The sequence below is a fragment of the Prosthecobacter sp. genome, from assembly GCF_044222345.1.
GTDB lineage: Bacteria > Verrucomicrobiota > Verrucomicrobiia > Verrucomicrobiales > Verrucomicrobiaceae > Prosthecobacter.
Genome location: NZ_JBGANL010000007.1, coordinates 41,156 through 63,923, shown reverse-complemented (window position 1 = coordinate 63,923; position 22,768 = coordinate 41,156). Strand labels below are relative to the sequence as shown.

19 protein-coding genes are annotated in these 22,768 nt (G+C 61.3%); 13 read left to right on the top strand and 6 right to left on the bottom strand.

Features of this window, described 5'->3' with window-relative positions:
* Nucleotides 1–78: 78 nt before the first annotated feature.
* From ACILSL_RS06130 to ACILSL_RS06120, 3 genes are read right to left on the bottom strand one after another with little or no spacing between them, the layout of a single operon-like run.
* Entirely contained in the window at nt 79–774 is a 696-nt protein-coding gene (locus ACILSL_RS06130; protein ID WP_395731117.1) for an N-(5'-phosphoribosyl)anthranilate isomerase, read from the bottom strand.
* Nucleotides 764–1,225: a hypothetical protein gene (locus tag ACILSL_RS06125; RefSeq protein ID WP_395731116.1), complete on the bottom strand. Its 462-nt coding sequence runs from the start codon at nt 1,223–1,225 to the stop codon at nt 764–766. Before ACILSL_RS06125 ends, ACILSL_RS06130 begins: the two co-directional genes overlap by 11 nt.
* Before the next feature lie 11 nt (nt 1,226–1,236).
* Nucleotides 1,237–1,764, bottom strand: a complete 528-nt coding sequence (locus tag ACILSL_RS06120; RefSeq protein WP_395731115.1) for a hypothetical protein — start codon at nt 1,762–1,764, stop codon at nt 1,237–1,239.
* A 138-nt stretch (nt 1,765–1,902) separates the two neighbouring features.
* Here ACILSL_RS06120 and ACILSL_RS06115 point away from each other — a divergent pair, with 138 nt between their 5' ends.
* The 3 genes from ACILSL_RS06115 (at nt 1,903) to ACILSL_RS06105 (ending at nt 4,961) form a co-directional block, all read left to right on the top strand.
* On the top strand, nt 1,903–3,105 hold the full coding sequence (locus ACILSL_RS06115) for a serpin family protein (RefSeq protein WP_395731114.1): 1,203 nt from the start codon (nt 1,903–1,905) through the stop codon (nt 3,103–3,105).
* A gap of 10 nt (nt 3,106–3,115) precedes the next feature.
* Nucleotides 3,116–4,603: an amidase gene (locus ACILSL_RS06110; protein ID WP_395731113.1), complete on the top strand. Its 1,488-nt coding sequence runs from the start codon at nt 3,116–3,118 to the stop codon at nt 4,601–4,603.
* Between the two features lie 79 nt (nt 4,604–4,682).
* A complete protein-coding gene (locus ACILSL_RS06105; protein WP_395731112.1) occupies nt 4,683–4,961 on the top strand; it encodes a hypothetical protein in 279 nt (92 codons plus the stop codon).
* On the opposite strand, the gene ACILSL_RS06100 is transcribed toward ACILSL_RS06105, so the two are convergent.
* Together ACILSL_RS06100 and ACILSL_RS06095 are read right to left on the bottom strand one after the other, a co-directional pair.
* On the bottom strand, nt 4,958–5,098 hold the full coding sequence (locus ACILSL_RS06100) for a hypothetical protein (protein WP_395731111.1): 141 nt from the start codon (nt 5,096–5,098) through the stop codon (nt 4,958–4,960). The two genes, ACILSL_RS06105 and ACILSL_RS06100, sit on opposite strands and share 4 nt — an antisense overlap.
* A gap of 55 nt (nt 5,099–5,153) precedes the next feature.
* Nucleotides 5,154–5,909, bottom strand: coding sequence for a helix-turn-helix domain-containing protein (locus ACILSL_RS06095; protein WP_395731110.1), 756 nt, complete (start codon nt 5,907–5,909; stop codon nt 5,154–5,156).
* A 72-nt stretch (nt 5,910–5,981) separates the two neighbouring features.
* On the opposite strand from ACILSL_RS06095, the gene ACILSL_RS06090 reads away from it, so the two are divergent.
* The 4 genes from ACILSL_RS06090 to ACILSL_RS06075 all read left to right on the top strand — a co-directional run bounded on the left by ACILSL_RS06090 (nt 5,982) and on the right by ACILSL_RS06075 (nt 11,622).
* Entirely contained in the window at nt 5,982–6,344 is a 363-nt protein-coding gene (locus ACILSL_RS06090; protein WP_395731109.1) for a hypothetical protein, read from the top strand.
* A 111-nt stretch (nt 6,345–6,455) separates the two neighbouring features.
* Complete coding sequence (locus tag ACILSL_RS06085; protein WP_395731108.1) at nt 6,456–9,617, top strand: DUF1553 domain-containing protein; 3,162 nt, start codon at nt 6,456–6,458, stop codon at nt 9,615–9,617.
* Complete coding sequence (locus ACILSL_RS06080; RefSeq protein WP_395731107.1) at nt 9,617–10,138, top strand: hypothetical protein; 522 nt, start codon at nt 9,617–9,619, stop codon at nt 10,136–10,138. The genes ACILSL_RS06085 and ACILSL_RS06080 overlap by 1 nt, the downstream gene beginning before the upstream one ends.
* Before the next feature lie 35 nt (nt 10,139–10,173).
* The gene (locus ACILSL_RS06075; RefSeq protein ID WP_395731106.1) at nt 10,174–11,622 is read left to right on the top strand and encodes a DUF1501 domain-containing protein; all 1,449 of its coding nucleotides are present in this window, start codon (nt 10,174–10,176) and stop codon (nt 11,620–11,622) included.
* A 181-nt stretch (nt 11,623–11,803) separates the two neighbouring features.
* Here ACILSL_RS06075 and ACILSL_RS06070 read toward each other — a convergent pair whose 3' ends face one another.
* Complete coding sequence (locus ACILSL_RS06070) at nt 11,804–12,526, bottom strand: PAS domain-containing protein (protein ID WP_395731105.1); 723 nt, start codon at nt 12,524–12,526, stop codon at nt 11,804–11,806.
* A 229-nt stretch (nt 12,527–12,755) separates the two neighbouring features.
* Here ACILSL_RS06070 and ACILSL_RS06065 point away from each other — a divergent pair, with 229 nt between their 5' ends.
* The 6 genes from ACILSL_RS06065 to ACILSL_RS06040 all read left to right on the top strand — a co-directional run bounded on the left by ACILSL_RS06065 (nt 12,756) and on the right by ACILSL_RS06040 (nt 22,761).
* Nucleotides 12,756–13,655, top strand: coding sequence for a dihydrodipicolinate synthase family protein (locus tag ACILSL_RS06065; RefSeq protein ID WP_395731104.1), 900 nt, complete (start codon nt 12,756–12,758; stop codon nt 13,653–13,655).
* Complete coding sequence (locus tag ACILSL_RS06060) at nt 13,652–14,521, top strand: proline racemase family protein (protein ID WP_395731103.1); 870 nt, start codon at nt 13,652–13,654, stop codon at nt 14,519–14,521. Before ACILSL_RS06065 ends, ACILSL_RS06060 begins: the two co-directional genes overlap by 4 nt.
* 204 nt (nt 14,522–14,725) lie before the next feature.
* Complete coding sequence (locus tag ACILSL_RS06055; protein WP_395731102.1) at nt 14,726–16,903, top strand: prolyl oligopeptidase family serine peptidase; 2,178 nt, start codon at nt 14,726–14,728, stop codon at nt 16,901–16,903.
* Nucleotides 16,904–16,994: 91 nt separating this feature from the next.
* A complete protein-coding gene (locus tag ACILSL_RS06050; RefSeq protein ID WP_395731101.1) occupies nt 16,995–18,236 on the top strand; it encodes an NAD(P)/FAD-dependent oxidoreductase in 1,242 nt (413 codons plus the stop codon).
* Nucleotides 18,233–19,975, top strand: a complete 1,743-nt coding sequence (locus tag ACILSL_RS06045) for a hypothetical protein (protein ID WP_395731100.1) — start codon at nt 18,233–18,235, stop codon at nt 19,973–19,975. Before ACILSL_RS06050 ends, ACILSL_RS06045 begins: the two co-directional genes overlap by 4 nt.
* Entirely contained in the window at nt 19,972–22,761 is a 2,790-nt protein-coding gene (locus ACILSL_RS06040) for a sialate O-acetylesterase (RefSeq protein WP_395731099.1), read from the top strand. Before ACILSL_RS06045 ends, ACILSL_RS06040 begins: the two co-directional genes overlap by 4 nt.
* The last annotated feature ends 7 nt before the right edge of the window (nt 22,762–22,768 follow it).

Below are 22,768 nucleotides of genomic sequence, written 5' to 3'. Positions count from 1 at the left end.
GTGACGCTTGCAGCATGACGAATGGCGAGGGCTGCACAAGCGCTCTGTTTCACCCGCATCACACCACCTTCGGCACCCTTATCCCTCTTCTTCCGCTTGCGTGACCTCTTGGCGGCTTCCCGCCGCCCATCCATCCCGCGCTTCGGAAATAAACCGCGCCACTTGCAGCAGGTCCTTGCTGCCCGGCTGCGACTCCACACCACTGGCCACATCCACAGCCAGCGGCAGTGTCTGCTCCACCGCCTGACGCACATTGTCCGGCGTTAGTCCTCCGGAGAGCAGGAACTGCTTGGCTGGAAACATGTCCTTCGCCCGCACCGCCAGCTCCCAGGGAAAGGCATGCCCGCCACCGCCGTAGGTGCCAGGATTGTAGGCGTCGAGCAAGATCGACTCGCACGGAAACTCGCCGATCTGCGCCAGGGATGCCGCATCACGCACCTGCAACGCCTTGATGACGTTCACCCCTCGCTTCATCAGCCGCTCCACATCCGCCGGCGTTTCATCACCGTGCAGTTGCAGCGCCTGAAACAACTTACAGGACACCGCCGCATCCAGCAGCGCCGCATCTGGATTCACCAGCACGGCCACCAGGGCATTCTTGGCCGCCACATCCTGCAATGAATTCACCGCGACCTCCAGCGGCATGTGCCGCTTCGACTTCGGCCACAGATTGATGCCCACGGCATCCGCACCCAGCGCAAAGATCACCGCAGCCTGCTGGGGATGGGTGATGCCACAAATTTTGACACTGCGACGCCGAGGATCAGGAAACATGAGGTGGAGAAAAAGGTGGAAAGGCCAGCCCCTGGCGTTCTGGCAGCAGCTTGGCCGTCACTGACAAAAGCACATCCAGTTTCGGTGGCAATGGCATGCTGCCGCGCACGCGCACATCACGCTGCAGTTCCTGAAACCGCAGCGCATCTCCAGGCTGAATGAGGAAAATCACCGGCGGCGCGGCATGCACACCAGGATGCACCATCGGGTAGGCCTTGCTCAGCAGGCGGTCCAGCATGTCGCCCGCCATGTCAGGCAGCGGCAGCGAGAATAAAAACAGCGAGTACTCACGCTGCAGCGCCAGTTCAAAGGCACGCTCTCCGCTGGGTGCGTCATCCACCTCGCAGATGCGGAAGGCCATCAGCGCCTCGCGAATCACACGCCGGTAGGGCAGGCTTGCCTCGGCCAGCAGGACGCGTGGAACAGCTGGAACACCCGGGGCAGTGGTCATGAAAAGCGTGTTCAGCTTTCCGGATACACCGCCACGGCCATCACGCCTTCGCTTGGCAGCCAGCCGACCACTTCCACCCGCTGCAGCGGCTTGGCGGACGATCCCATGCCTTTGCGCACCGTCTCCAAAACTTTCTTCTGCGTGTCCTCGGTCACCGTCGAGCCAAACAACCCGGCAAGATCCGACAGCATCGGCGCAGGCGCATTCACCCCCCCGGCCGTGGTCACCGGCGTGCGGGTCTGGCCACAGGCGAGAATGGTGTCACGGATGGCTTCTGGCGTCATCGCCCCCGAAACCACCACCAGCCTGCGCAGGCGGGTCTCCGCTGTTGGCGACTGCACGACGGCAGGCGCAGAGACCGCCGCACCGGCGCTAACCGGCGGCTTGATCGACTTGGAAGGCTTCAAAAAGCCACGTGGCCCGTCTGCATGAAACGACGGACCGGCACCCAGGGCCTGAGGCAGCATGGGCTCTTCCCCGCTCAAAACAGCGGCGGCGACAAAGAAAACAGCAACCTGACAAAAGACGGAAAATTTCACGAAGGCGGCGTTTTTATCATGTCGGCTCTGAAGTGACAATGATAAAAATGAGAAAGCTGCTTTTGATGAGGCCGGTTTCCTCACCACAGACGCATTCCTCTCTTGCTGCCAGCGGAGTCTCCGAATTATTCTACCGAGATGCGCCCCGTTCTTCTGATCCTGCTGCTTGCCGTGAGTGCTCATGCCCAGCAGCCGCAAAAGGCGGCACAGGCCGCCAATGCGCACGCCTTCGAGCTGTTCCAGCTTTTCCGTCCGATGACGGAGGGAAACTTTTGCTTCTCCCCCTTCAGCTCTCATCAGATGGCCGCCCTCCTCATGACCGCAGCGGATGGCGAAAGCCGCAAGGAACTCGCAGCGCTGGCCCACCTGAAGGGTGACTCAGCAAAGGAAACCGAAGATCTCAGCGCCATGCGCTCCGCTCTGGCGGCCACCGTGAGACGCGGCTCCCTGACCATGGAAATGACAAACTCTCTCTGGGCTGCCAATTCCGCCACCTTTGAGCCCGCATTTCTCTCCTCCTCCCAGACCTTGTTCGGAGCCTCTCTGCAAAAACTCCCCGCTGGAGACGCCACCGCCTCGGCTGCCGCCGTCAATCTTTGGGTGCGTGAAAAGACACGGGGCCGTATTCCTCAAATAATCGGCCCCTCTTCTTTTTCCGACCCGGCAAAGTCCGTGGTCTTGCTCAATACCCTGTTCCTCAAAGGCCGCTGGCAGAGTCCCTTTGAAATGGAAAAAACCAAGCCGCGCGCTTTTCAGACCCCTGAAAAAGGAACCATCATGCTCCCGATGATGATGCAGTTCGTAGAGTCGCCCCACTACGCCGAGTCTGAATCGTGGCAATTCATCACGATGCCCATGACAGACCACGAGGTCCGCATGCTGGTGCTGCTCCCACGCAATGAAGCGGCCCGCAAAAAAATGGAAGCCGGGCTCACACTCGAACATTGGAACTCCATCCAAAAACAGAACGCTGACTGCGATGTCAACCTGATGCTCCCTAGATTCGGTTACAGCACGCAGCTCAGCCTCAAGGCGCTCTGGCACAAGCTGGGCGTAAAGAGTCTTTTTCAAACAGACACCGCCAACCTTTCCAAAGGACTGCCCGGCGGTGGTTACTTCATCAGCGACGTCGCGCATGAAGCCATGATCGAAGTCAATGAACTCGGCGCAGAAGCCTCCGCCGCTACAGCGCCCGTCGCAGATCCATTCGGTGAGGCGCCTCCATCCGCCCCGCCCAAACGCCGGATCGTCACCTTCAATGCCAACCGCCCTTTCATCTGGGCTTTGCAGCACGACACCACCGGCCTGATCATGTTCATGGGTCGCTATGCTGGCACCTGACCCATCTGCCATGACCCGCCGCCGCTTGCTCCAAACCGCTGCCGCAGCAGCCGCTCTTCCCGCCTCCTGTGGGAAAAAACATCTCCCTCCCCCGCCCTATGCCACTCTGGCGGACATGGACTCGATGCTGCGCTCCGGGCAGACCTCGCCGCTTCTGCTCGTGGAGCATTGCCTGGAACGCATCGCGCAAATCGACAAATCAGGCCCTCGTGTGAATGCCATTCTGGAGCTCAACCCAGCAGCGCGCCCCCTCGCTGACAGCACCTCACCCGGCCCCCTCCACGGCCTGCCCATCCTCCTCAAAGACAACATCGAAACCGCCGATGCCATGCAGACCACCGCAGGCTCGCTCGCCCTGCGCAATCTCAAGCCGAAGGTGGATGCCCCGCTCGTCACCCGCCTGCGCTCCGCCGGTGCCATCATCCTCGGCAAAACCAACCTCAGCGAATGGGCGAACATCCGCTCTCCCAATTCCACCTCCGGCTGGAGCGCCCGCGGCGGCCTCACGCGCAATCCCCACCGCCTCACCCACAGCGCCAGCGGTTCCAGTTCCGGCTCCGCCGCAGCCGTCGCAGCAGGCCTCGCACCTGCGGCCATCGGCACCGAGACCAACGGCTCCATCGTCAGCCCCGCCAGCGCCTGCGGCATTGTCGGCTTCAAGCCCACTGTCGGCCTCGTCAGCGGCGCTGGCATCATCCCCATCACCCACTGGCAGGACACCGCCGGCCCCATGACGCTCACCGTCAAAGATGCGGCCCTCCTCATGCAGGTGCTCGCAAAAGACTTCACCGCGGAGCTGCGTCCCGATGCCCTCAAAGGCGCACGCCTCGGCGTCATTCGCGGTCAATGCGGCAAACACCCCCAGGTCCTCGCCCTCTTTGAAACCGCTCTCCAAAAATTGCGCGAAGCCGGAGCCATCATCATCGATCCCGTCAAGCTCCCCAACATGCGCGAAGCCGGAGCCCTCTCCTGGAAAGCCATGCTCATCGAGTTACGCACCGACCTCAATGCCTATCTCGAACAACGCGGTGGCGACGTGCGCTCCCTCGCCGAACTCATCGCCTTCAACGAGCAGCACCGCGAAACCGAAATGCCTCACTTCGCACAGGAGTTCTTCGAGCAGGCCGAAAAACTCGGCACCCCCGACATCATCGCCGCCGGTGTCGCTGCGCGTGAAAACGCCCGCCTTCTCGCCGGCCCCGAAGGCATCGATGCCGCGCTGCAATCTCACCAGCTCGACGCCCTCATCTGCCCCACCAACGACCCTGTCGGCCGCATTGATCTCGCCCATGGCGACACCAACGAACGCGTCGCCAGCACCCCCGCCGCCGTCGCCGGTTATCCCCACCTCACCATCCCCCTCGGTTTCGTAGACGCCCTCCCCATCGGCTTCTCCTTCATGGGCGCCGCGCATGCCGACTCCCGCATCCTCGCGCTGGGCCATGCGTTTGAGGAGGTCACGAAAGCAAGACGAGCGCCGCAATTTCGGGAACAGTAATTACGAGCTTTGGCCCGCGCTGTACAGAGCGAGCCCCACAACAAACTATTCAACCTGACAGCCACTTCCAGAAGCGCTCATGTTTACCAAGCTTGGTCCCCAATCAGCCAGACACAGCTCCGGCTATCACGTCTATATCGCTGGCCGCGAACTCGCGGGCTACGAAGACGATCATGTCAAAGCAACACTTGGAGCTGACTTCATGTGCGGGCTGGTGCCGCTTTATGTTCGGGATTTCAAACTGAAACTCAAAGGCCGCAGTGAACTCTCCCAGGCACCATCACGCGTGGAAATCACGGCTCGCATGAGGCAGGGTTTCGCCTTTTTGGGAGTCAACACGGAGGAAGTGGATCATTAGAGCATGTCCTGTTCTTTCCACACTTCGCGTTCCACCTGCTCCCCTTCCTGCGCAGGTGGAGTCATCGGCTGCGCCTTTTCGATCTCATTGAGATAGGCTTTGAGCCCGTCATCGCATTCATTGGGAAATCGCTCCATGAGGAGAACACGTCGTAAAGCACACCCTCCTTACCTCGTCTCAAATCCTCCGTCCTCACCCCCGCTTCGTCCCCTTCAGCGTTCTCTGCTCCCGATACTGCGCCGGCGTCAGCCCCATGATGCTCCTGAAGCACCGCGTGAAATGCGCGTGGTCAAAGAACCCCAGCTCCACCGCCAGCGCGGCCACTGTCTCCTCCGTCTCCGCCAGCCTGCGGCACGCCGCCTCCACGCGCACCCTGAGAAGATACTGCCGCGCCGAGGAGCCAAACACTCGGCGAAAACTCCGGTCAAACTGGCTCTGCGAAAGCCCGCACATCCGCGCCATCTCGGCGCTGCTCAGCGCGGCATCCGGATGCTGATGCATCTGCTCGATCACCTTGGCAAACCGCGCCTCTCCCGAGCTGCGGCTGCGCACCTGCTCCAGCTCGCGTGAAAATCCCGCCACGCCGATGACGCGCCCCTCCGCATCCCGCAGCGGAATCTTGCTGGACATCACCAGCCTTGGCGAGCCCTCCGCCTCAGGTGCGCTTTCCAGGCGGTTCACGATGGGCGTCCCCGTGCTCATCACGATCTCATCGTCCGCTTGGTACTCAGCAGCGCGACTGTGCGGGAAAAAGTCCGCATCCGTTTTCCCAATCGCATCCTTTTCATTCTTCACCCCGCAGTAGTCACAGCCACGCCGGTTCAGCGCCATGAAGCGCCCCTTTCGGTCCTTGATGAAAAAGGAAAGATCCGGCAGCAGGTCAAACAGCCGCGGCAGTTCCGCGCCGCGTACCCGCTGTAAAAACGCCTGTGGTGAAATCGCCGCCATAATGCGCGTATTTTACACAAGGAAGCCATGCCCATGCAAGACGGGAATACAGGTGTCGGCATATTCTACGGCATGAAAATCCTTACGCGTTCTCTGCTACAGCGCCGCGAGCAGCTCCGGCGCATCGCCGCCAGCCTCCACCGGGGCAACACGCGTGACCTGCACCGGCTCGATGCCCTGCTAGGCGACGTGGAAATCGTCCGTTCATTCAATGACGAGGAGTTGAAGGACCTCATTCTCATCGTCAAGCATCACCGGCCGGATCTCGCTCTCATCCTCCTCACCCACGTGCGAACGCCCAAGGAGCGTCAGAGCCTCGGCACCTGCCTCGCCGCCATCTGGAGCCGCATCGACATCAATGCCGCCTGGCGCGGCATCACCGCCAGCAGCCTGCCGGAATCCGAGCGCCTCGCCCTCCGCAGCGCCATGGTCTGACGACAAAGAGCGGCCACAAATCAGCCAGATCGGCGCAAAATCTCGCGTCAATCCTTCGTAAGCATAATCATATCAGTCAGCAACATTTTCATACCAAACCGCAAAACCTGCATGCGCTTCGACTCCACCCTGCTCTTCACGCTCCTCGCTTCCTCGGCGGTTGCAGCGCAGCCCATCGGCTTCAACAAGGACATCCGTCCCATCCTCGCGGACGCCTGCTTCCACTGCCACGGCCCCGATCCGGGCACGCGTAAAGCCGGACTGCGCCTCGACACCGAAGCGGGTTTCTTCACTGCCAAGGAAGGTGAGAAACCCACGGTCATCAAAAACCAGCCGGAGATCAGCAGCCTCTTCCAGCGTCTCATCACCAAGGATGAAGATGATCTCATGCCGCCGCCGGAATCTCACAAGACCCTGAAGCCGGAGCAGATCGCGCTGGTGAAGGAATGGATCGCCCAGGGTGCCTCATGGCAGCCGCATTGGTCGCTCATCCCCCCGCAGCGTTCGGCAGAGCCGCAGGTCAAAGACAGCGCCTGGATCAAAAATCCGGTGGATCGCTTCATCCTTTCCAAACTCGAAGCCGCCGGACTCAAACCTGCCTCACCAGCCGACGCGCATGCCCTCATCCGCCGCGTCTCGCTCGATCTCACCGGCCTGCCCCCCTCACCGGAACTCGTCGCTCGCTACGCGCCGAAAGACGGCTCACCCATCTCCGACGCCTCCTATTCGGCTCTGGTGGATGAACTCCTCAAATCCCCCGCCTATGGCGAGCACCGCGCGCGCTACTGGCTGGATGCCGCACGCTACGCCGACACCCACGGCCTCCACTTCGACAAAGAGCGCGAGATCTGGCCCTACCGCGACTGGGTCGTCAAAGCCTTCAATCGCAACGAACCCTTCGATCAGTTCACCATCGAACAGATCGCCGGAGACCTCCTGCCCAAGCCCACCGAAGACCAGCTCATCGCCACCGGCCTGCAGCGCTGCAACATAACCACCAATGAAGGCGGCACCATCGATGACGAAAACCTCGCCAACTACGCCAGCGACCGCGTGCAGACCCTCGGCTGGGTTTACATGGGCCTCACCACCAACTGCGCCCAGTGCCACGATCACAAGTTCGATCCCATCACGCAGAAGGACTACTACTCACTCGCTGCCTTCTTCCGCAACACCACGCAGAAGCCCAAGGACGGCAATGTGAAGGACGGCCTCGGCCCCGTCCTTGTGCTCCCCACCGACAAGGACCGCCCACGCTGGACCGCCCTGCCCGCCGAAATCGCCGCTGCTAAAACAAAGCAGGACTCTTCCCGCAAAGCCGCCAAGCCGCTCTTCGATCTCTGGCTCACCAGCGCCAAGCCCGAAGACCTCGACAAAGACGTGCCCAGCAAGGGCATGACCGCCCATGTGCCCCTCAATGAAGGCGCAGGCAGCGAAGTCACCGGCACCTGCGGCACCGCCAAAACCTTCAAAGCCGTCGGCGAAGTCACCTGGAAGCCCGATGGCAAACTGGGCCCTGCTCCTGTCATGAAACCGAACGGCACCTTCGAGATCGGCGACGTGGGCGACTTCGAAAAAGATCACGCCTTCAGCTACGGAGCCTGGGTGCGCGCAGACCGCGCCGGTGTCTCCGGCGGTATTCTCGCCCGCATGGATGAAAAGAACGGCTACCGCGGCTGGGACCTCTTCCAGAGCGACACCCGCCTCTCCGTCCACATCGTCAGCAAATGGCCCGACGATGCCATCAAAGTCTCCACCGCCAAGCCCGCCTTGCGCCCCGGCGTCTGGCAGCATGTGTTCGTCACCTACGATGGCCGTGGCAAAGCCGGCAGTGTGCGCATCTTTGTGGACGGCGTCGAAGCCCCCATCAAGCCCGATACCAACGCCCTCAAAGGCAGCATCAAGACCACCACCCCCACCCGCATCGGCCAACGCAGCAACGGGGCCTACTTCAGCGACGGCGGCGTGCAGGACGTGCGCATCTATGACCGCCAGCTCACCCCAGTCGAAGTGCAGACCCTTTCCAAGGTCGGTCCACTGCGCACCATGCTCGCCGCGAAAAAACGCGGCCCCAAGCAGCAGGAGGCGCTCTTCGAACACTTCCTCGTCACCCGCGATGCCGCCTATCAGGCAGCCCTCGCCAGCAGCACCAAGCTCACCGCCGAGCAGGACGCCATCAAGGCCCGCAGCCCCCTCACGCACATTCAGGAGGAGCGCATGGATTCCAAGCCCATGGCCAACATCCTCATGCGCGGCCAGTATGACAAAGTGGGCGATGCCGTCGAAGCCGCCGTGCCCGCAGCCCTCGGCAAACTGCCTGCAGGAGCACCACAAAACCGCCTTGGCCTCGCCAAGTGGCTCGTCAGTCCAGAAAACTCCCTCACCTCACGTGTGACGGTCAATCGCTTCTGGCAGGAGCTCTTCGGCACCGGCCTGGTGAAGACCAGCGAAGACTTCGGCATCATGGGCGACGCGCCCACCCATCCCGAACTGCTCGACTGGCTCGCAGTCGAGTTCCGCGAAAGCGGCTGGGACGTGAAGCGCCTCTTCAAGCTCTTCGTCACCTCCGCCGCCTATCGGCAGGCCGCCATCCTCACCCCGGAGAAGATCGAAAAAGACCGCGACAACGCCCTCCTCTCTCGCGGCCCTCGCTTCCGCATGGATGCGGAGATGATCCGCGACTACGCCCTCGCCGTCAGCGGCACCCTCTCGCCCCGCATGGGCGGCCCCGGCACCATGCCCTACCAGCCGGAAAACGTCTGGGAAGTTGTCGGAATGGGCACTGAAAAATACAAGCAGGACAACGGCGAAAACCTCTACCGCCGCACCCTCTACAACTTCTGGAAGCGCACCGCCCCCTCGCCCAACATGGAGGTCTTCAACGCCCCCACCCGTGAAGTGAGCTGCGTCCGCCGCGACCGTACCAACACGCCGCTGCAGGCCCTCGTCACCATGAACGACCCCCAGTTCATCGAAGCCGCCCGCAACCTCGCCCAGCACACCCTCGAAAACGTCAAAGGCGACGACACCACCAAGTTCACCGCCATCGCCGAACGTGTCCTCTGCCGCCCGCTTAAAGCCCAGGAAACCCCCATCCTCACCGCCAGCCTCGCCGACCTGCGCAAATTCTACGGCAGCAAACCCACCGACGCCGAAGCCCTCCTCAAAGTCGGCGAATCCAAAACCGACTCCAACCTCCCCAAACCCGAACTCGCCGCCTGGACCATGCTTTGCAACGAGCTCATGAATCTGGACGAAGTGCTGAACAAGTAATGACCTATTTGACACCCAGCTTGAACCCCAGGCCAAAAGCCCGCAGCAGATCCATCTGGCAAATTCTGCTAGCAGCACTGTTGCTGCTCTTGGTGACTCCCGGAGTTCTGTTCATCGCTGGATTACTGTCTATCCGTAGTCATTTGGAAAAGACAGAGAGCTTCTACCCTCATGTAACTTTTGAACAGATGCAGGTCGTGGAGCAGAATACAGGCATTCACTTCCCCAAAGGATCGGAGGCACTTTGTTATTTCTACAACAGTGTGGATTGCATTGATCCTTCAATGCAGGCAAAGATCCGAATCCCCTCAGACGTCGTTCAAGAATTCAGAACGAAAGAACTAAAATCCGCGAGTTCCGATTTAGCCACAGTCAGCGGTGATTTTCGTCCATGGTGGAAATCAAAACACCATATCAAAATTGCGGAAGGTGAATTCAACGTTGAATCCGCTTTTGTCCAATGGGCGCTTGGAACTGAAAACGGCGATCACATTCTCTACATTCACTGGATGGTCGTCTAACCCCTCCCAACTTTAAACTTTTAACTCTTCTTCCTATGAGCATCCTCCACGAATGGGACACCTACCAAACTCGCCGCCAGCTTTTCGCGCGCGGCAAAAACGTGCTCGGTGGCGCCGCCCTCGCATCTCTCCTCGGCGAATCGTTCGCCAATGCGTCAAACCAAGCCGCCATGGGGCCTCAGTTCGCCCCCAAGGCCAAGCGCGTCATCTACCTGCACATGGTCGGCGGCCCCGCTCAGATGGACTTGTTCGACTACAAGCCTGAGATGCAGAAGTGGTATGACAAAGACCTGCCGCCGAGCATCCGCAACGGCCAGCGTCTCACCACCATGACCAGCGGCCAGGCGCGCTTCCCCATCGCGCCCTCGAAGTTCAACTTTGCCCAGCGCGGCCAGTGCGGCATGTGGATGAACTCCGACCTCCTTCCCAACCTCGCGAAAAATGCCGACGACATCTGCTGGATGCGCTCGCTCCACACCGAGGCCATCAATCACGAGCCCGCCATCTGCGCCATGCAGACCGGCAATCAGATCACCGGCCGTCCCTGCCTCGGCTCCTGGGCCTCCTACGGCCTCGGCAGCATGAATGAAAATCTGCCCACCTTCGTCGTCCTCATCGCCACGCCGACGAACCGCGAGCAGGAGCAGGCCATCTCCTCACGCCTCTGGTCCAATGGCTACCTCCCCGGCGAGCACGCCGGCGTTTCCTTCCGCAGCAAAGGCGATCCCATCCTCTTCATCAACAACCCTCCCGGCGTCCCTGACAGCGTGCGAAAACGCACCATCGAAGGCCTCAACGCCCTCAATGAGATCAACTACAAGCAGGTCGGCGATCCCGAAACACACACGCGCATCCAGCAGTACGAAATGGCCTTCCGCATGCAGGCCAGCGTGCCCGAGCTTACCGACATCAACAGCGAACCCGAGCACATCTTCAAGCTCTACGGCGAAGAAGCGAAAAAGCCCGGCACCTTTGCCAACAGCGTCCTCATGGCCCGCCGCCTCGCCGAGCGCGGCGTGCGCTTCACCCAGATCTACCTCAACAACTGGGACCACCACAGCAACGTCGGCGGCCGCATGCCCAGCCAGTGCAAAGACATCGACCAGCCCTGCCACGCCCTCATCGAAGACCTCAAGCAGCGCGGCATGTTTGACGACACCCTCATCATCTGGGGCGGCGAATTCGGCCGCACCATCTACTCCCAGGGCGGCCTCACCAAAGAAAACTACGGCCGCGACCACCACCCCCGCTGCTTCACCATGTGGATGGCCGGCGGCGGCTCCAAAGGCGGCGCCATCTACGGCGAGACCGACGACTTCAGCTACAACATCGTCAAAGACCCGCTCCACATCAGCGACTTCCACGCCACTGTCCTCCAGCTCCTCGGCTTCCACGCCGACCGCTTCAGCTACAAGTTCCAGGGTCTCGATGCCAAACTCATCGGCATCAATCCCGCGAAGCCCGTGAAGGCGCTGATGGCGTGATACTGCGGCGCACTGAGGTCGAGGCTTGAACGTAGGATGGGTGTGGCGACAGCCCGCCCGTCCATGAGCGTGCTTCAAACACCTCGGCATACGAGCTTCCTCGACGCGCACTGATCGGGAGTACGATAGGCTAGCTTCGCCTGTCTTCACATAGCCTCGGCTCTTTTGTCTGTCGATCAGCTCACTTCCTCAGCCCCCGAAATTTCCCCGGTGCCATCCCGGCATACCGGCTGAAGTGCCGTGTGAACGCACTCTGATCACACCACCCCGTCTCGATGGCAATATCCGCCAGCGAGCGCTCCGTCTCCCGCAGCAGCCGCGTCGCCTCATCCAGCCGCAGCTTGTGCAGCAGTTGCAGCGGACTCATCTGAAACAGCCTCTGCACCCGCTGCTCAAACTGGTAAACACTCAGCCCCGCCTTTTTCGCGATGTCCTCAATCCGGAGGCTCTCCGCAAAGTGCCGCTGCATGTGCTTCAGCGCCGCCGCCAGTTCCGCAAAGCCACCCGCCTTGTCACTCGGTGCATTCAGATCTCGCGAAATCCCCGCCACGCCGATGATGCGCCCCTTCGCATCGCGCAGCGCATGCTTCGTCGTCAGGCACCAGCCCGCCTTGCTGCCCGGGTAGATGTGCAGTTCCAGCTGATGCTCCACCGGCTTCCCCGTCTTCAGCACCGCCTCATCCTGCCGCGCATAGCTCGCCGCCAGCGCCGCCGGAAACACCTCCTCCGGCCGCTTGCCCATCAGCTTCGCCTTGTCCCCTCCCGCACACCGATCCGCCAGCGTCTGATTCACCCGCACATACCGCCCCGCCGCATCCTTGATGAAAAACACCACATCCGGCAGCGCATCAAACAGCGCCTCCGTCGTTGCATGCTCAGAAAATAGGCCGGTGGATTCCATCATTTTGACTGAATTGGCAGCCAGACAGCCAAAAAGCAATCAAGACCCTCTGCCCCTCCCCTCCACCCTTCCCACACTCCACGCTCTACAACATCACACCTCAGCCCCGCCCAAACCTCAGCACTCGGTTCAATTTCCAATTCTCAGTTTTCAGTTCCCAGTTTTCAGCCCTCCCCCTTTTTTCGCGTCTTTCCCCTCTTTCAGCCAATCACCTCTCATCCCACTCCCTTTTATGCCCACACTCCCCAAATGGTCCGGCGTCTTCCCCGCCGTCGTCACCCAGATGCACCAGGATCAGTCGCTCGATCTCCCCTCCTCTGCCCGTCACTTCGAGGCCCTCATCCAGTCCGGCATCTCCGGCCTCATTGTTTGCGGCTCCCTCGGTGAAAACCAATGTCTGCAGCCCGATGAAAAACGCGCCGTCCTCAAATGCGCCATCGACACCGCCAAAGGCCGCATCCCCGTCGTCAGCGGCGTCGCAGAGATGAGCACCCGCGCCGCCATCCAGTACATGCAGGACGGCGAGAAACTCGGTGCCGCCGGTTTCATGGTCATGCCCCCCATGGTTTACAAGAGCGACGCACGCGAGACCGAGCACTGGTTCCGCACCCTCGCCAAAGCCACGCCCCTGCCCTGGATGCTCTACAACAACCCCGTCGGCTATCACACCGACGTGACACCCGAGATGTTCGCCCAGTTCGCCGACATCGAAAACCTCACCTCCATCAAAGAAAGCAGCGCCAACCCGCGCCGTATCACCGAGCTGCGCAATCTCGTCGGAGATCGCTATCAGCTCTTCACCGGCGTGGACGACCTCATCCTCGAATGCTCCATCCTCGGCATCGACGGCTGGGTCGCCGGCAGCGGCATCGCCTTCCCCCACGAAAATCAAAAGCTCTGGGACCTCACCCGCGCCGGAAAGTGGGACGAAGCCCGCACCCTCTACCGCTGGATGCAGCCCCTCATGAAGCTCGATACCCACATCCACTTCGTCCAATACATCAAGCTTCTCTGCCAAGAAACCGGCCTCGGCAAAGAATGGTGCCGCGAACCCCGCCTGCCGCTCGCCGGAGTGGAACGCGAACAGGTGCTCAAGATCATCCGCGATGCCCTGGCGAAGCGCCCATCATGAAACGCATCCCCGTCATCGACTCCCACACCGGCGGCGAGCCCACCCGCGTCGTGCTTGGCGGCGTGAGCGCCGGAGAGCTCGAAACTTACCGCCGCGCCATCATCTGCGAGCCGCGCGGGCATGAGGTCATTGTCGGCGCACTCCTCCTGGAACCCACAGACCCCGCATGCGCCGCCGGAGTCATCTTCTTCAACAACGTCGGCCTCCTCGGCATGTGCGGCCACGGCATGATCGGCCTCATCATCACCCTCCGTCATCTCGGCCGCATTGCCGCCGGAGAGCACCGCATTGAGACCCCCGTCGGCATCGTCACCGCAACCCTGCACGAAGACAACCGCGTCAGCATCCAAAACGTTCCCTCATACCGCAAAGCCGCCTCCGTGCACGCAGGCGGCTTCACCGGAGACATCGCTTATGGCGGCAACTGGTTCTTTATGGTATCCGACCACGGCCTCGCCCTCACCAAGGCCAACATCCCCCACCTCACCCAAGCGGCTCTGGAAATGCGCACCGCCATCCACGCCGCCGGCCACCCGGAGGTCGATCACATCGAACTCTTCGCCCCGCCCCACGATCCCGCGAATCACAGCCGCAGCTTCGTTCTCTGTCCCGGTGCTGAATACGACCGCTCCCCCTGCGGCACCGGCACCAGCGCCAAGCTCGCCTGCCTCGCCGCCGACGGCAAACTCGCCCCCGGCGAAATCTGGCGTCAGGAAAGCATCATCGGCAGCGTCTTTGAAGCCAGCTACACTCCGACTGAAGGCGGAATCATCCCCACCATCACCGGCACAGCGTACGTGACTGCTGAGACCACCCTCATCCTCGACCCAGCCGACCCCTTCCATCTCGGCATTCCCCATCAGTGATGCGGTCACTCCTGCCCGCAATCCAGCGACTCCACATCACCCACCGCCCCGCGCCAGCGCCAGCATAGTGGTCCGCACAGTCCCCTGTGCGGCGCTCCGCCACCACCCACCGCCCGCTCCTTCGCGCCAGCGTTCCCGAAACCATCGCCGCACCCAACTCTTCCCAACTTTAAACCTTAAATTCTGCCGCCGCCCAGAGCCCCCATGAAACTCCCGCTCCTTCTCCTGCTCTCCACCACCGCACTGGCCGCAGACTTCGATCACGCCCTATCCCTGCCCAAACGCACCGAAAACCTCGTCTTCCGCGACCGCCTGAAACCCAACTGGCTGCCCGATGGCAAATCCTTCTGGTACCGCGTCCAGACCGGCCCCAAAACCCACGAATTCGTCCTCATCCAGGCCGAAACCGGAACCCGCACATCCGCCCCCACGCTTAAAGCCCTCGGCCTCCCAGAACAAGAGGCGCTCAAATCCTCCACCGCCAAAATAGAACTCCGCCGCACCACACGCACCGGCGAAGAGTCCGGCCTCAAGTTCATCAATCAGCTCGACACAGACCTCGATCTCTTCTGGATCAGCCAGGACGGCAAACACATCCGCTACGGCGGCATTCGCGCCGGTGCAGAGCGCGAGCAGCACACCTTTGACGGCCACGTCTGGCTCATAACCAGCCGCACCGGCGAACACCTGGCCATCATCGAAGCCGGGCCGCAGATTCAAACGCTGATCATCGACGGCAAGGGCCTCACCCCCGCCAAAAAAGAAAGTCAAAAAACAGAGACCCGAGACCACGCCCCGGATGGCACCTGCGTCGTCACATTCCAGTCAGACAAGGTGCCCAAGCGCCAGATCACAATCGTCGATTCCACACCCACAGGCCAGCTCCAGCCAAAGCTCAAAGTCCTCGACTACGTCAAACCCGGCGATCCCCTTCCCAAGCCGCAGATCGTCATCACCCACAAAGACGGCCGCACCCTACGCGTGCCTCAGGATCTTTATCCAAACCCCTTCACCGAATCCGGCAGACTGCCCCTCACCTGGGCACCCGACAGCCACGAGTTCTACTTCGACTACAACCAGCGCGGCCACCAGCTTTACCGCATCCTCGCCGCCGATGCTAAAACCGGCACCGTTCGCACCATCGTCGAAGAAACCTCCAAAACCTTCATCGACTACACCCACAAAACCTGGCGTCACTGGCTGCACGCCACCCACGAACTCCTCTGGATGAGCGAGCGAGACGGCTGGTGCCACCTCTACCTCCACGACACCCAAACCGGCCAGGTCAAAAACCAGATCACCCACGGCGCATGGCCCGTCCGCGAAGTCCTGCATGTTGATGACTCCAAGCGCCAGCTCTGGTTCCTCGCCAGCGGCCTGCGCAAAGAAGAAGATCCCTACCATCTCCACCTCTGCCGCATCAACTTCGACGGCACCGGCTTCCAGCAGCTCACTCAGGGCGATGGCAATCACCACATCGAGTTCTCCCCCAGCCGCGCCTTCTTCACCGCCAGCTACTCCCGCGCCGATCTCCCCCCCGTCCACGAGCTCCGCCGCAGCCACGATGGTTCCCTTGTCTGCACACTTGAAAAGGCCGACGCCACCCAACTTCTCGCCGCTGGCTGGACCATGCCCGAACGCTTCGTCGCCAAAGGCCGAGATGGCCAGACCGACATCCACGGCATCCTCATCAAGCCCTCTCACTTCGATCCCACAAAAAAACACCCCGTCGTCGAAGACATCTACGCCGGTCCTCACAGCGCCTTCGCGCCCAAGGACTTCGGCCGACTGCTCAATCATCACATCCTCGCCGAACTCGGCTTCATCATCGTCAAACTCGACGGCATGGGCACCAACCATCGCGGCAAAGCCTTCCACGATGTCTGCTGGAAAAACCTCAAAGACGCCGGATTCCCCGACCGCAAACTCTGGATCAAAGCCGCCGCCCAAACCCGCCCGTGGATGGACCTCACTCGTGTCGGCATCTACGGCGGCAGTGCCGGCGGTCAGAACGCCATGCGCGCCCTGCTCGATCATCACGACTTCTACAAAGTCGCCGTCGCCGACTGCGGCTGCCACGACAACCGCATGGACAAAATCTGGTGGAACGAGCAGTGGATGGGCTGGCCCGTCGATGAAAGCTACGCCCGCAGCTCCAACAAAGACGACGCCCACAAGCTGCAAGGCAATCTCCTCCTCATCGTCGGAGAACTCGACACCAACGTCGATCCCGCCAGCACCACGCAAGTCGTCGGCGCCCTCCAAAAAGCCGGCAAGACCTTTGACTTCATGCCCATCATCGGCACCGGCCACGGTGCCGCCGAAACACCCTACGGCTCCCGCCTCCGCATGGAGTTCCTCGTCCGCCATCTCAAGCCATAGCTCGAAGTGATGCGGGCACTCCTGCCCGCAATCCTGCGACTCCGCCACACCCACCTTCCTGGTAGTCCCTCTGCCTCTATCATTCGCCTCAATGCCCACCCACGTCACCATCCTCGGCGCAGGCGTCATCGGCCTCAGCACGGCGCTCTACTGCGCCCGGCGTGGCATGCAGGTCACCATCATAGATCGCAGTCCCGCACAGCGCGATGGCTGCTCCTTTGGCAATGCCGGCATGATCGTCCCCAGCCACTTCATCCCGCTCGCCGCCCCCGGCATGGTCAGCCTCGGCCTCAAATGGATGTGGAACCCCGAATCCCCTTTCTACATCAAGCCCCGCCTCGACACAGACCTCCTCACCTGGGGCCTCCACTTCTGGAAAGCGGCCACCAAAGACCGCGTCTCCGCCGCAGCCCCCATCCTCCGCGATCTCAGCCTCCTCAGCCGCCAGTGCTTTGAAGACATCGGCCTCGACTTCGGCCTCGTCAAAAACGGCCTCCTCATGCTCTGCAAGCAGCAGCACACCCTCGAAGAAGAAGCCCGCATGGCCGCACAGGCCAATGCCCTCGGCATCCCCGCCCAAGTCCTCGACTCCAAAGCCACCGCCGCCCTCGACCCCGGCGTCACCATGGACGTCTGCGGCAGCATCTACTTCCCCAAAGACTGCCACCTCCCCCCCGCCCGCTTCATCGCCGCTCTGGAGGCAGAGCTGCAACGCCTCGGCGTCCAGTTCCTTTGGAACACTGAGATCACCGGCTTCAAAACCGAGGGCGGCTCCCTGAAAGCCGTCGAGACCTCTCAAGGTCAGGTGGCAGGCCATGAAGTGGTATTATGCAGTGGTGTATGGTCTTCAGGTTTGTCACAGGATCTTGGACTTAAGCTGCCGATGCAGGCAGGCAAAGGCTACACCCTCACTCTTCCCAGTCCCCGTCAGCTCCCCGAACTCTGCACCATCTGCACCGAGGCACGTCTCGCGGTCACGCCCATGGATGGCGCGCTCCGCGTGGGAGGCACCATGGAGATGGCAGGCATCGATGAAACCATCACCCACCGCCGTGTGCGCGGCATCACACGCGCTTTCCCCCTCTACTTCCCCGCCTTCGAAGAAAACGATTTCGCCGAAGTCAAACCCTGGAGCGGCTTGCGCCCCGTCTCCCCCGACGGCATGCCCTACATCGGCCGCACCCGGCGCTGGAAAAACCTCACCATCGCCACCGGCCACGCCATGATGGGCCTCAGCCTCGCACCAGCCACAGGAAAGATCGTGAGCGATCTGATCGTCGGAGAAAAGCCACCCGTCGCCCTCCACCTGATGTCACCCGACCGCTTTTCATGAAAACACTCATCATCGCACTTGGGCTCATCGCCACCACCACGCTCGCGCTGGACCGCCCCCGGCTGCAGATCATCAATGCCGCCCCCAGAGAAGTGGAGGTATTCTGGCTCAAGCCGGACGGCGACCGTATTCCCAATGGCAAGATCGCCCCCGGCAAAGACAACATCATCGGCACCACTCTGGGCCATCGCTTTGTCATCGTGGATGGTCAGAAGGAAACCGAAGTTGTCTGCAAAGTTCGCGTGCAGGGCTTCCGCTATGACCCGCAGACAAAAGACGGCGTACCTGCATGCTACACGCAGCGCGAGAGTGCCCATGGCTTCCCCATCGTCGCCACGGCAAAGACGAATCCTTATGCTCTCAAAGAGGTGGTCTACCTTCTCAATCTCATGCTCGACCACCGGCCTGATGTCCGGCAGGCCATGATCGACAGCGGCGCGCGCATGATCATCATGGCACATGATGAATACACCACCGATCTGCCGGAGTTTGCCCGCCTCGCGCACGAGCCCGTGAAAGGCTATGAGGCCCTCTCCGCCAAAGCCTACTGGGACAGCCGTGCACGCGGCCTGGGCGGCAGCCAGACAGATCCTTTCTGCTCCTGTGCCGAGGAGAATGTGCTGGGCTTGCCCGGAGATCCTTATGAGAAGGAGTGCATCGTCATCCACGAATTTGCCCATTGCATCCACCTGCGCGGCCTTCTGAACGTGGACCCAACTTTCGACACACGGCTGAAGGCAGCCTACGATGCAGCCATGAAGGCAGGGCTCTGGCGCGGCAAATACCCCAGTGTCAACCACCATGAATACTGGGCTGAGGGCGTGCAGAGCTGGTTTGACGACAACCGCGTGAACGACCACGACCACAACCACGTCCATCTGCGTTCCCAGCTCATCGAGTACGATCCCGGTCTCGCCGCACTTTGCCGCGAGGTCTTTGGAGACACCGAGCTGCATTACACCAAACCAGCCAAGCGCCTCACCGGCCACATGGCCGGCTATGATCCCTCCAAAGCCCCCACCTTCGCCTGGCCCGAGCCCTTGCAGGCAGCGCGTGAGATGATCAAAAACAAAGCACGCAAACGCGATGCTGACGCCAACGCCGCACGCGAGATCCGCAGCATCGAAGGATGGAAAGTGAGCATCAGCCGCGAACTGCTGACGAAAGATGCAGAACTGACCGGCAAGGCGCTGCATCTGCTGACCCGGCAGCTCCAGGAAATCGTGCGCGTGATTCCGCCAAAAGCGGTGGACGAACTGCGCAAAGTGCCTCTCTACTTCAATCCTCAATACCCCAAATCACCCCCGCGCGCAGAATACCACCCTGGCGCTGGCTGGCTCCAGGAAAACGGCCGCGACCCCGTGATGGCCAAGGGCGTGGAGTTCACCAACGTGAGCATCTTCGAGGCGGAAACCCGCCGCATGCCCAACTTCGCCCTGCACGAACTCGCACACGCCTACCACGACCGTGTGCTGGGCTATGACCATCCCGAGATCGAAGCCGCCTTTCAACATGCCAGAGCCGCCGGCAAATACGACAAGGTGGAGCGTCAGGACTCCGAAGGCCGCAAGCGCCTGGCCAAAGCCTATGCCATGACGAATGCGCGTGAATACTTCGCGGAATGCAGTGAAGCATTTTTCACCCACAACGATTTTTACCCCTTCACCAAAGAACAGCTGAAGCAGCACGACCCAGAAATGTTTGCGCTGCTGGCAAAACTCTGGGGGACAACACCATGAAAACCATCCTGCTCATTACCATCCTTCTGGCCACGCAGCTTCATGCGAAGCCATTGAAAGTCTTCATCCTCGCAGGACAGTCCAACATGGAAGGTCATGCCAGGATCGAAACCTTTGACTACATCGGCGATGATCCAGCCACGGCTCCGCTGCTGAAGCAAATGCGCGGGCCGGATGGCCAACCGACAGTATGCGATCACACCTGGATTTCCTATTACACCGGCAAATACGACGGCAGCGCGAATGGAGAGGGCACGGGGAAACTCACCGCTGGCTTTGGTGCGCGAGACGATGCGACGAAGTCGAACGGCAAGATCGGTCCGGAGTTCACCTTCGGCCTCACGATGAATGCCGCGCTGAAGGAGCCCGTGCTCATCATCAAGACCGCGTGGGGAGGCAGAAGCCTGAACACCGAGTTCCGTCCGCCGAGCGCGGGGCCGTATGAAATCAACGACTACCAGAAGAAGCTCTACTATGGCCCGCCCGGTCACGGTGTTCCGAAGGACATGAACCAGTGGCTCGCGGAGAAGAAAAAGGAAACCGGGCGCTTCTACCGCTACATGGTCGAGCATGTGAAACGTGTGCTCGCTGATCCGAAACGCGTGTGCCCGGCCTACGACGCCGCACAGGGCTACGAGATCGCGGGCTTCGTCTGGCTTCAGGGATTCAACGACATGGTGGATGCCCACACCTATCCCGAACGCGGCAAGCCCGGGCGCTTCGCGGCTTACAGCGACCTCCTCGCCAAGTTCATCCGCGATGTGCGCAAGGACCTGGGAGCACCGAAGATGCCCTTCGTGATCGGTGTCATGGGCGTCGGCGGCATGAAGGCCAATCAGGAAACCGTGGCCTTCCGCGAGGCCATGACCGCCCCCTCCCTCCTGCCCGAGTTCAAAGGCAACGTCGTGGCCGTACCAACAGCACCCTTTTGGTCTGACGAACTCGGAGCCATCGACGACAAGCGGGCTCAAGTCCGCCAGATGGGCTTCTATTTAAACTCGAAGAACAAAGACCACGCCAATGCCGACGGCCACATGACCGAGGAGCAAAAGCGCGAGCACCTGAAGCAGTATGAAGCAAAACTGATCTCTCCTGCCGAAGTCGCACTATGGAATCGTGGCGCCTCCAATGCAGGCTACCACTACCTCGGCTGCGCCAAAACCTTCACCCTCATGGGCCGCGCTTTCGCCGAGGCCAATCTAGCACTGCTGAATCCACAGCAAGCACCCGCCCCCTCCTCAGAACTGCGAGAGGGCGAGATGGCCGGCTATCTCTTTGCGCCCACAGAAAGAGTACCTGAAGAGTTCAATGCCGGCTTCTCCCTCTACGCAGCAGCATGGCCGCTGGTGGCCATTTATCCGGGCCACAAGTTTCAAACTGGCCTCTGCGGCACCTGGATGCACCCGCAGTATGAGGAGGGAAAAAAGCCGGAGGGCAAATGCTACACCGACATCGAGGGCGGGCTGGGCTGGTGGCGCGACACCCATTTCCCCACCACCACACCCAAGTTCATCATGGGCGGCGTGGGGCCAAACTTCACCTTCATCGCGAATGGTCCCGGCTACGGCGCAGGCACCTGGGAAAAGCCGCGCGGCCAGTATGGCGTCGCACAGCTCAGCCCCTGGCTGCTGTTTCCTCTGGATGGCCTGAACCTCAAGCAGGGCACCCGCGGCGAGCTCTTTGGCTACGGCTACCTGCCGCTTCCGCTGACAAATCCGAAGACCACCACGGCAGGCAAAAACCTCCCCACGGGAAACCAGTGCTGGACCCTGTTTCTCAACACCGGAAACTTCAAAGGCCCGGCGGCTTTCTTCACGCCGTTCTTCTGGTCGCAATCCAAGATCGATCACCCGGAGTGGGCGGACATGCTGCTGGACACACGCCCCACCGGCCCAAACAAACCGATCCAGATGGAGACCCAGCACGTGCCTGCCATGCTCAGCAAAGATGCATCTGGCGCCGAGCTTGCGCGTGTGGCACCCACCTCGTTTCCCGTCGGCGCAGATGGCACCTCCACCGTGCTGCATCGCCTGACCGCATATAAAAAGTCCGCTCTATGGGACGATGTGGAAAAGTGGTTTGCCGGTGGCCCCACGGCCAATGGCGCGATCAAGGCAGAGGCCGCCGTTCTTCACACCTTCCGCTCAGGCGGCGGCTCAAACTGGAGCATCTATCCGCCCGGCACACAGCGTGAGGAAAAAGTGCCTCTGGCCTGGAAGTCCTTCGCCACCTCCTTCGCGCCAAATCCGATCACCTTTGCCTACAAGTGGGACCCGCAGCTCACTCGCCGCAGCGCAGGCCTCGTGACACTGCCCGAGTACTTCACGCTCGGCACCGACGGCAAAAGGCCGCAGTGGAATGTACTGCCTCCAAAGGATGTGCCCACCGACTCAGGCTTGGCCCAGCATCAGTTTATCACTCCCGCTGAAAAGCCTCAGGAGCCACGCACCACACCCGAAGATGCCACAAGCTGCTGGAAGAAGCCAGGACCTGTGGCAGGCCCCTTCAAAGCCCGCCTCGGCGATGGCAGCGTGGTCGCTTATTACTGGTATCGCTTTGCCGACCAGCCCGCCATGCTCAATGCCGACCTCAGCGACGCGGAGCGCGAGCAGGTGCAGGCCCGCGTGGAAAAGCTGCATCGCGCCTGGACGAAGGACCGCGACTACCTCACACCACCCGATTTTGGCACACTGGCAGACATTGATCCCGCCCTGATCCTCACACCACCAAAGGGGCTGGAAATCGGCTACGTCCCCATCGCCACACGCCAGGAGTTGGAGAAATAGCTCATCT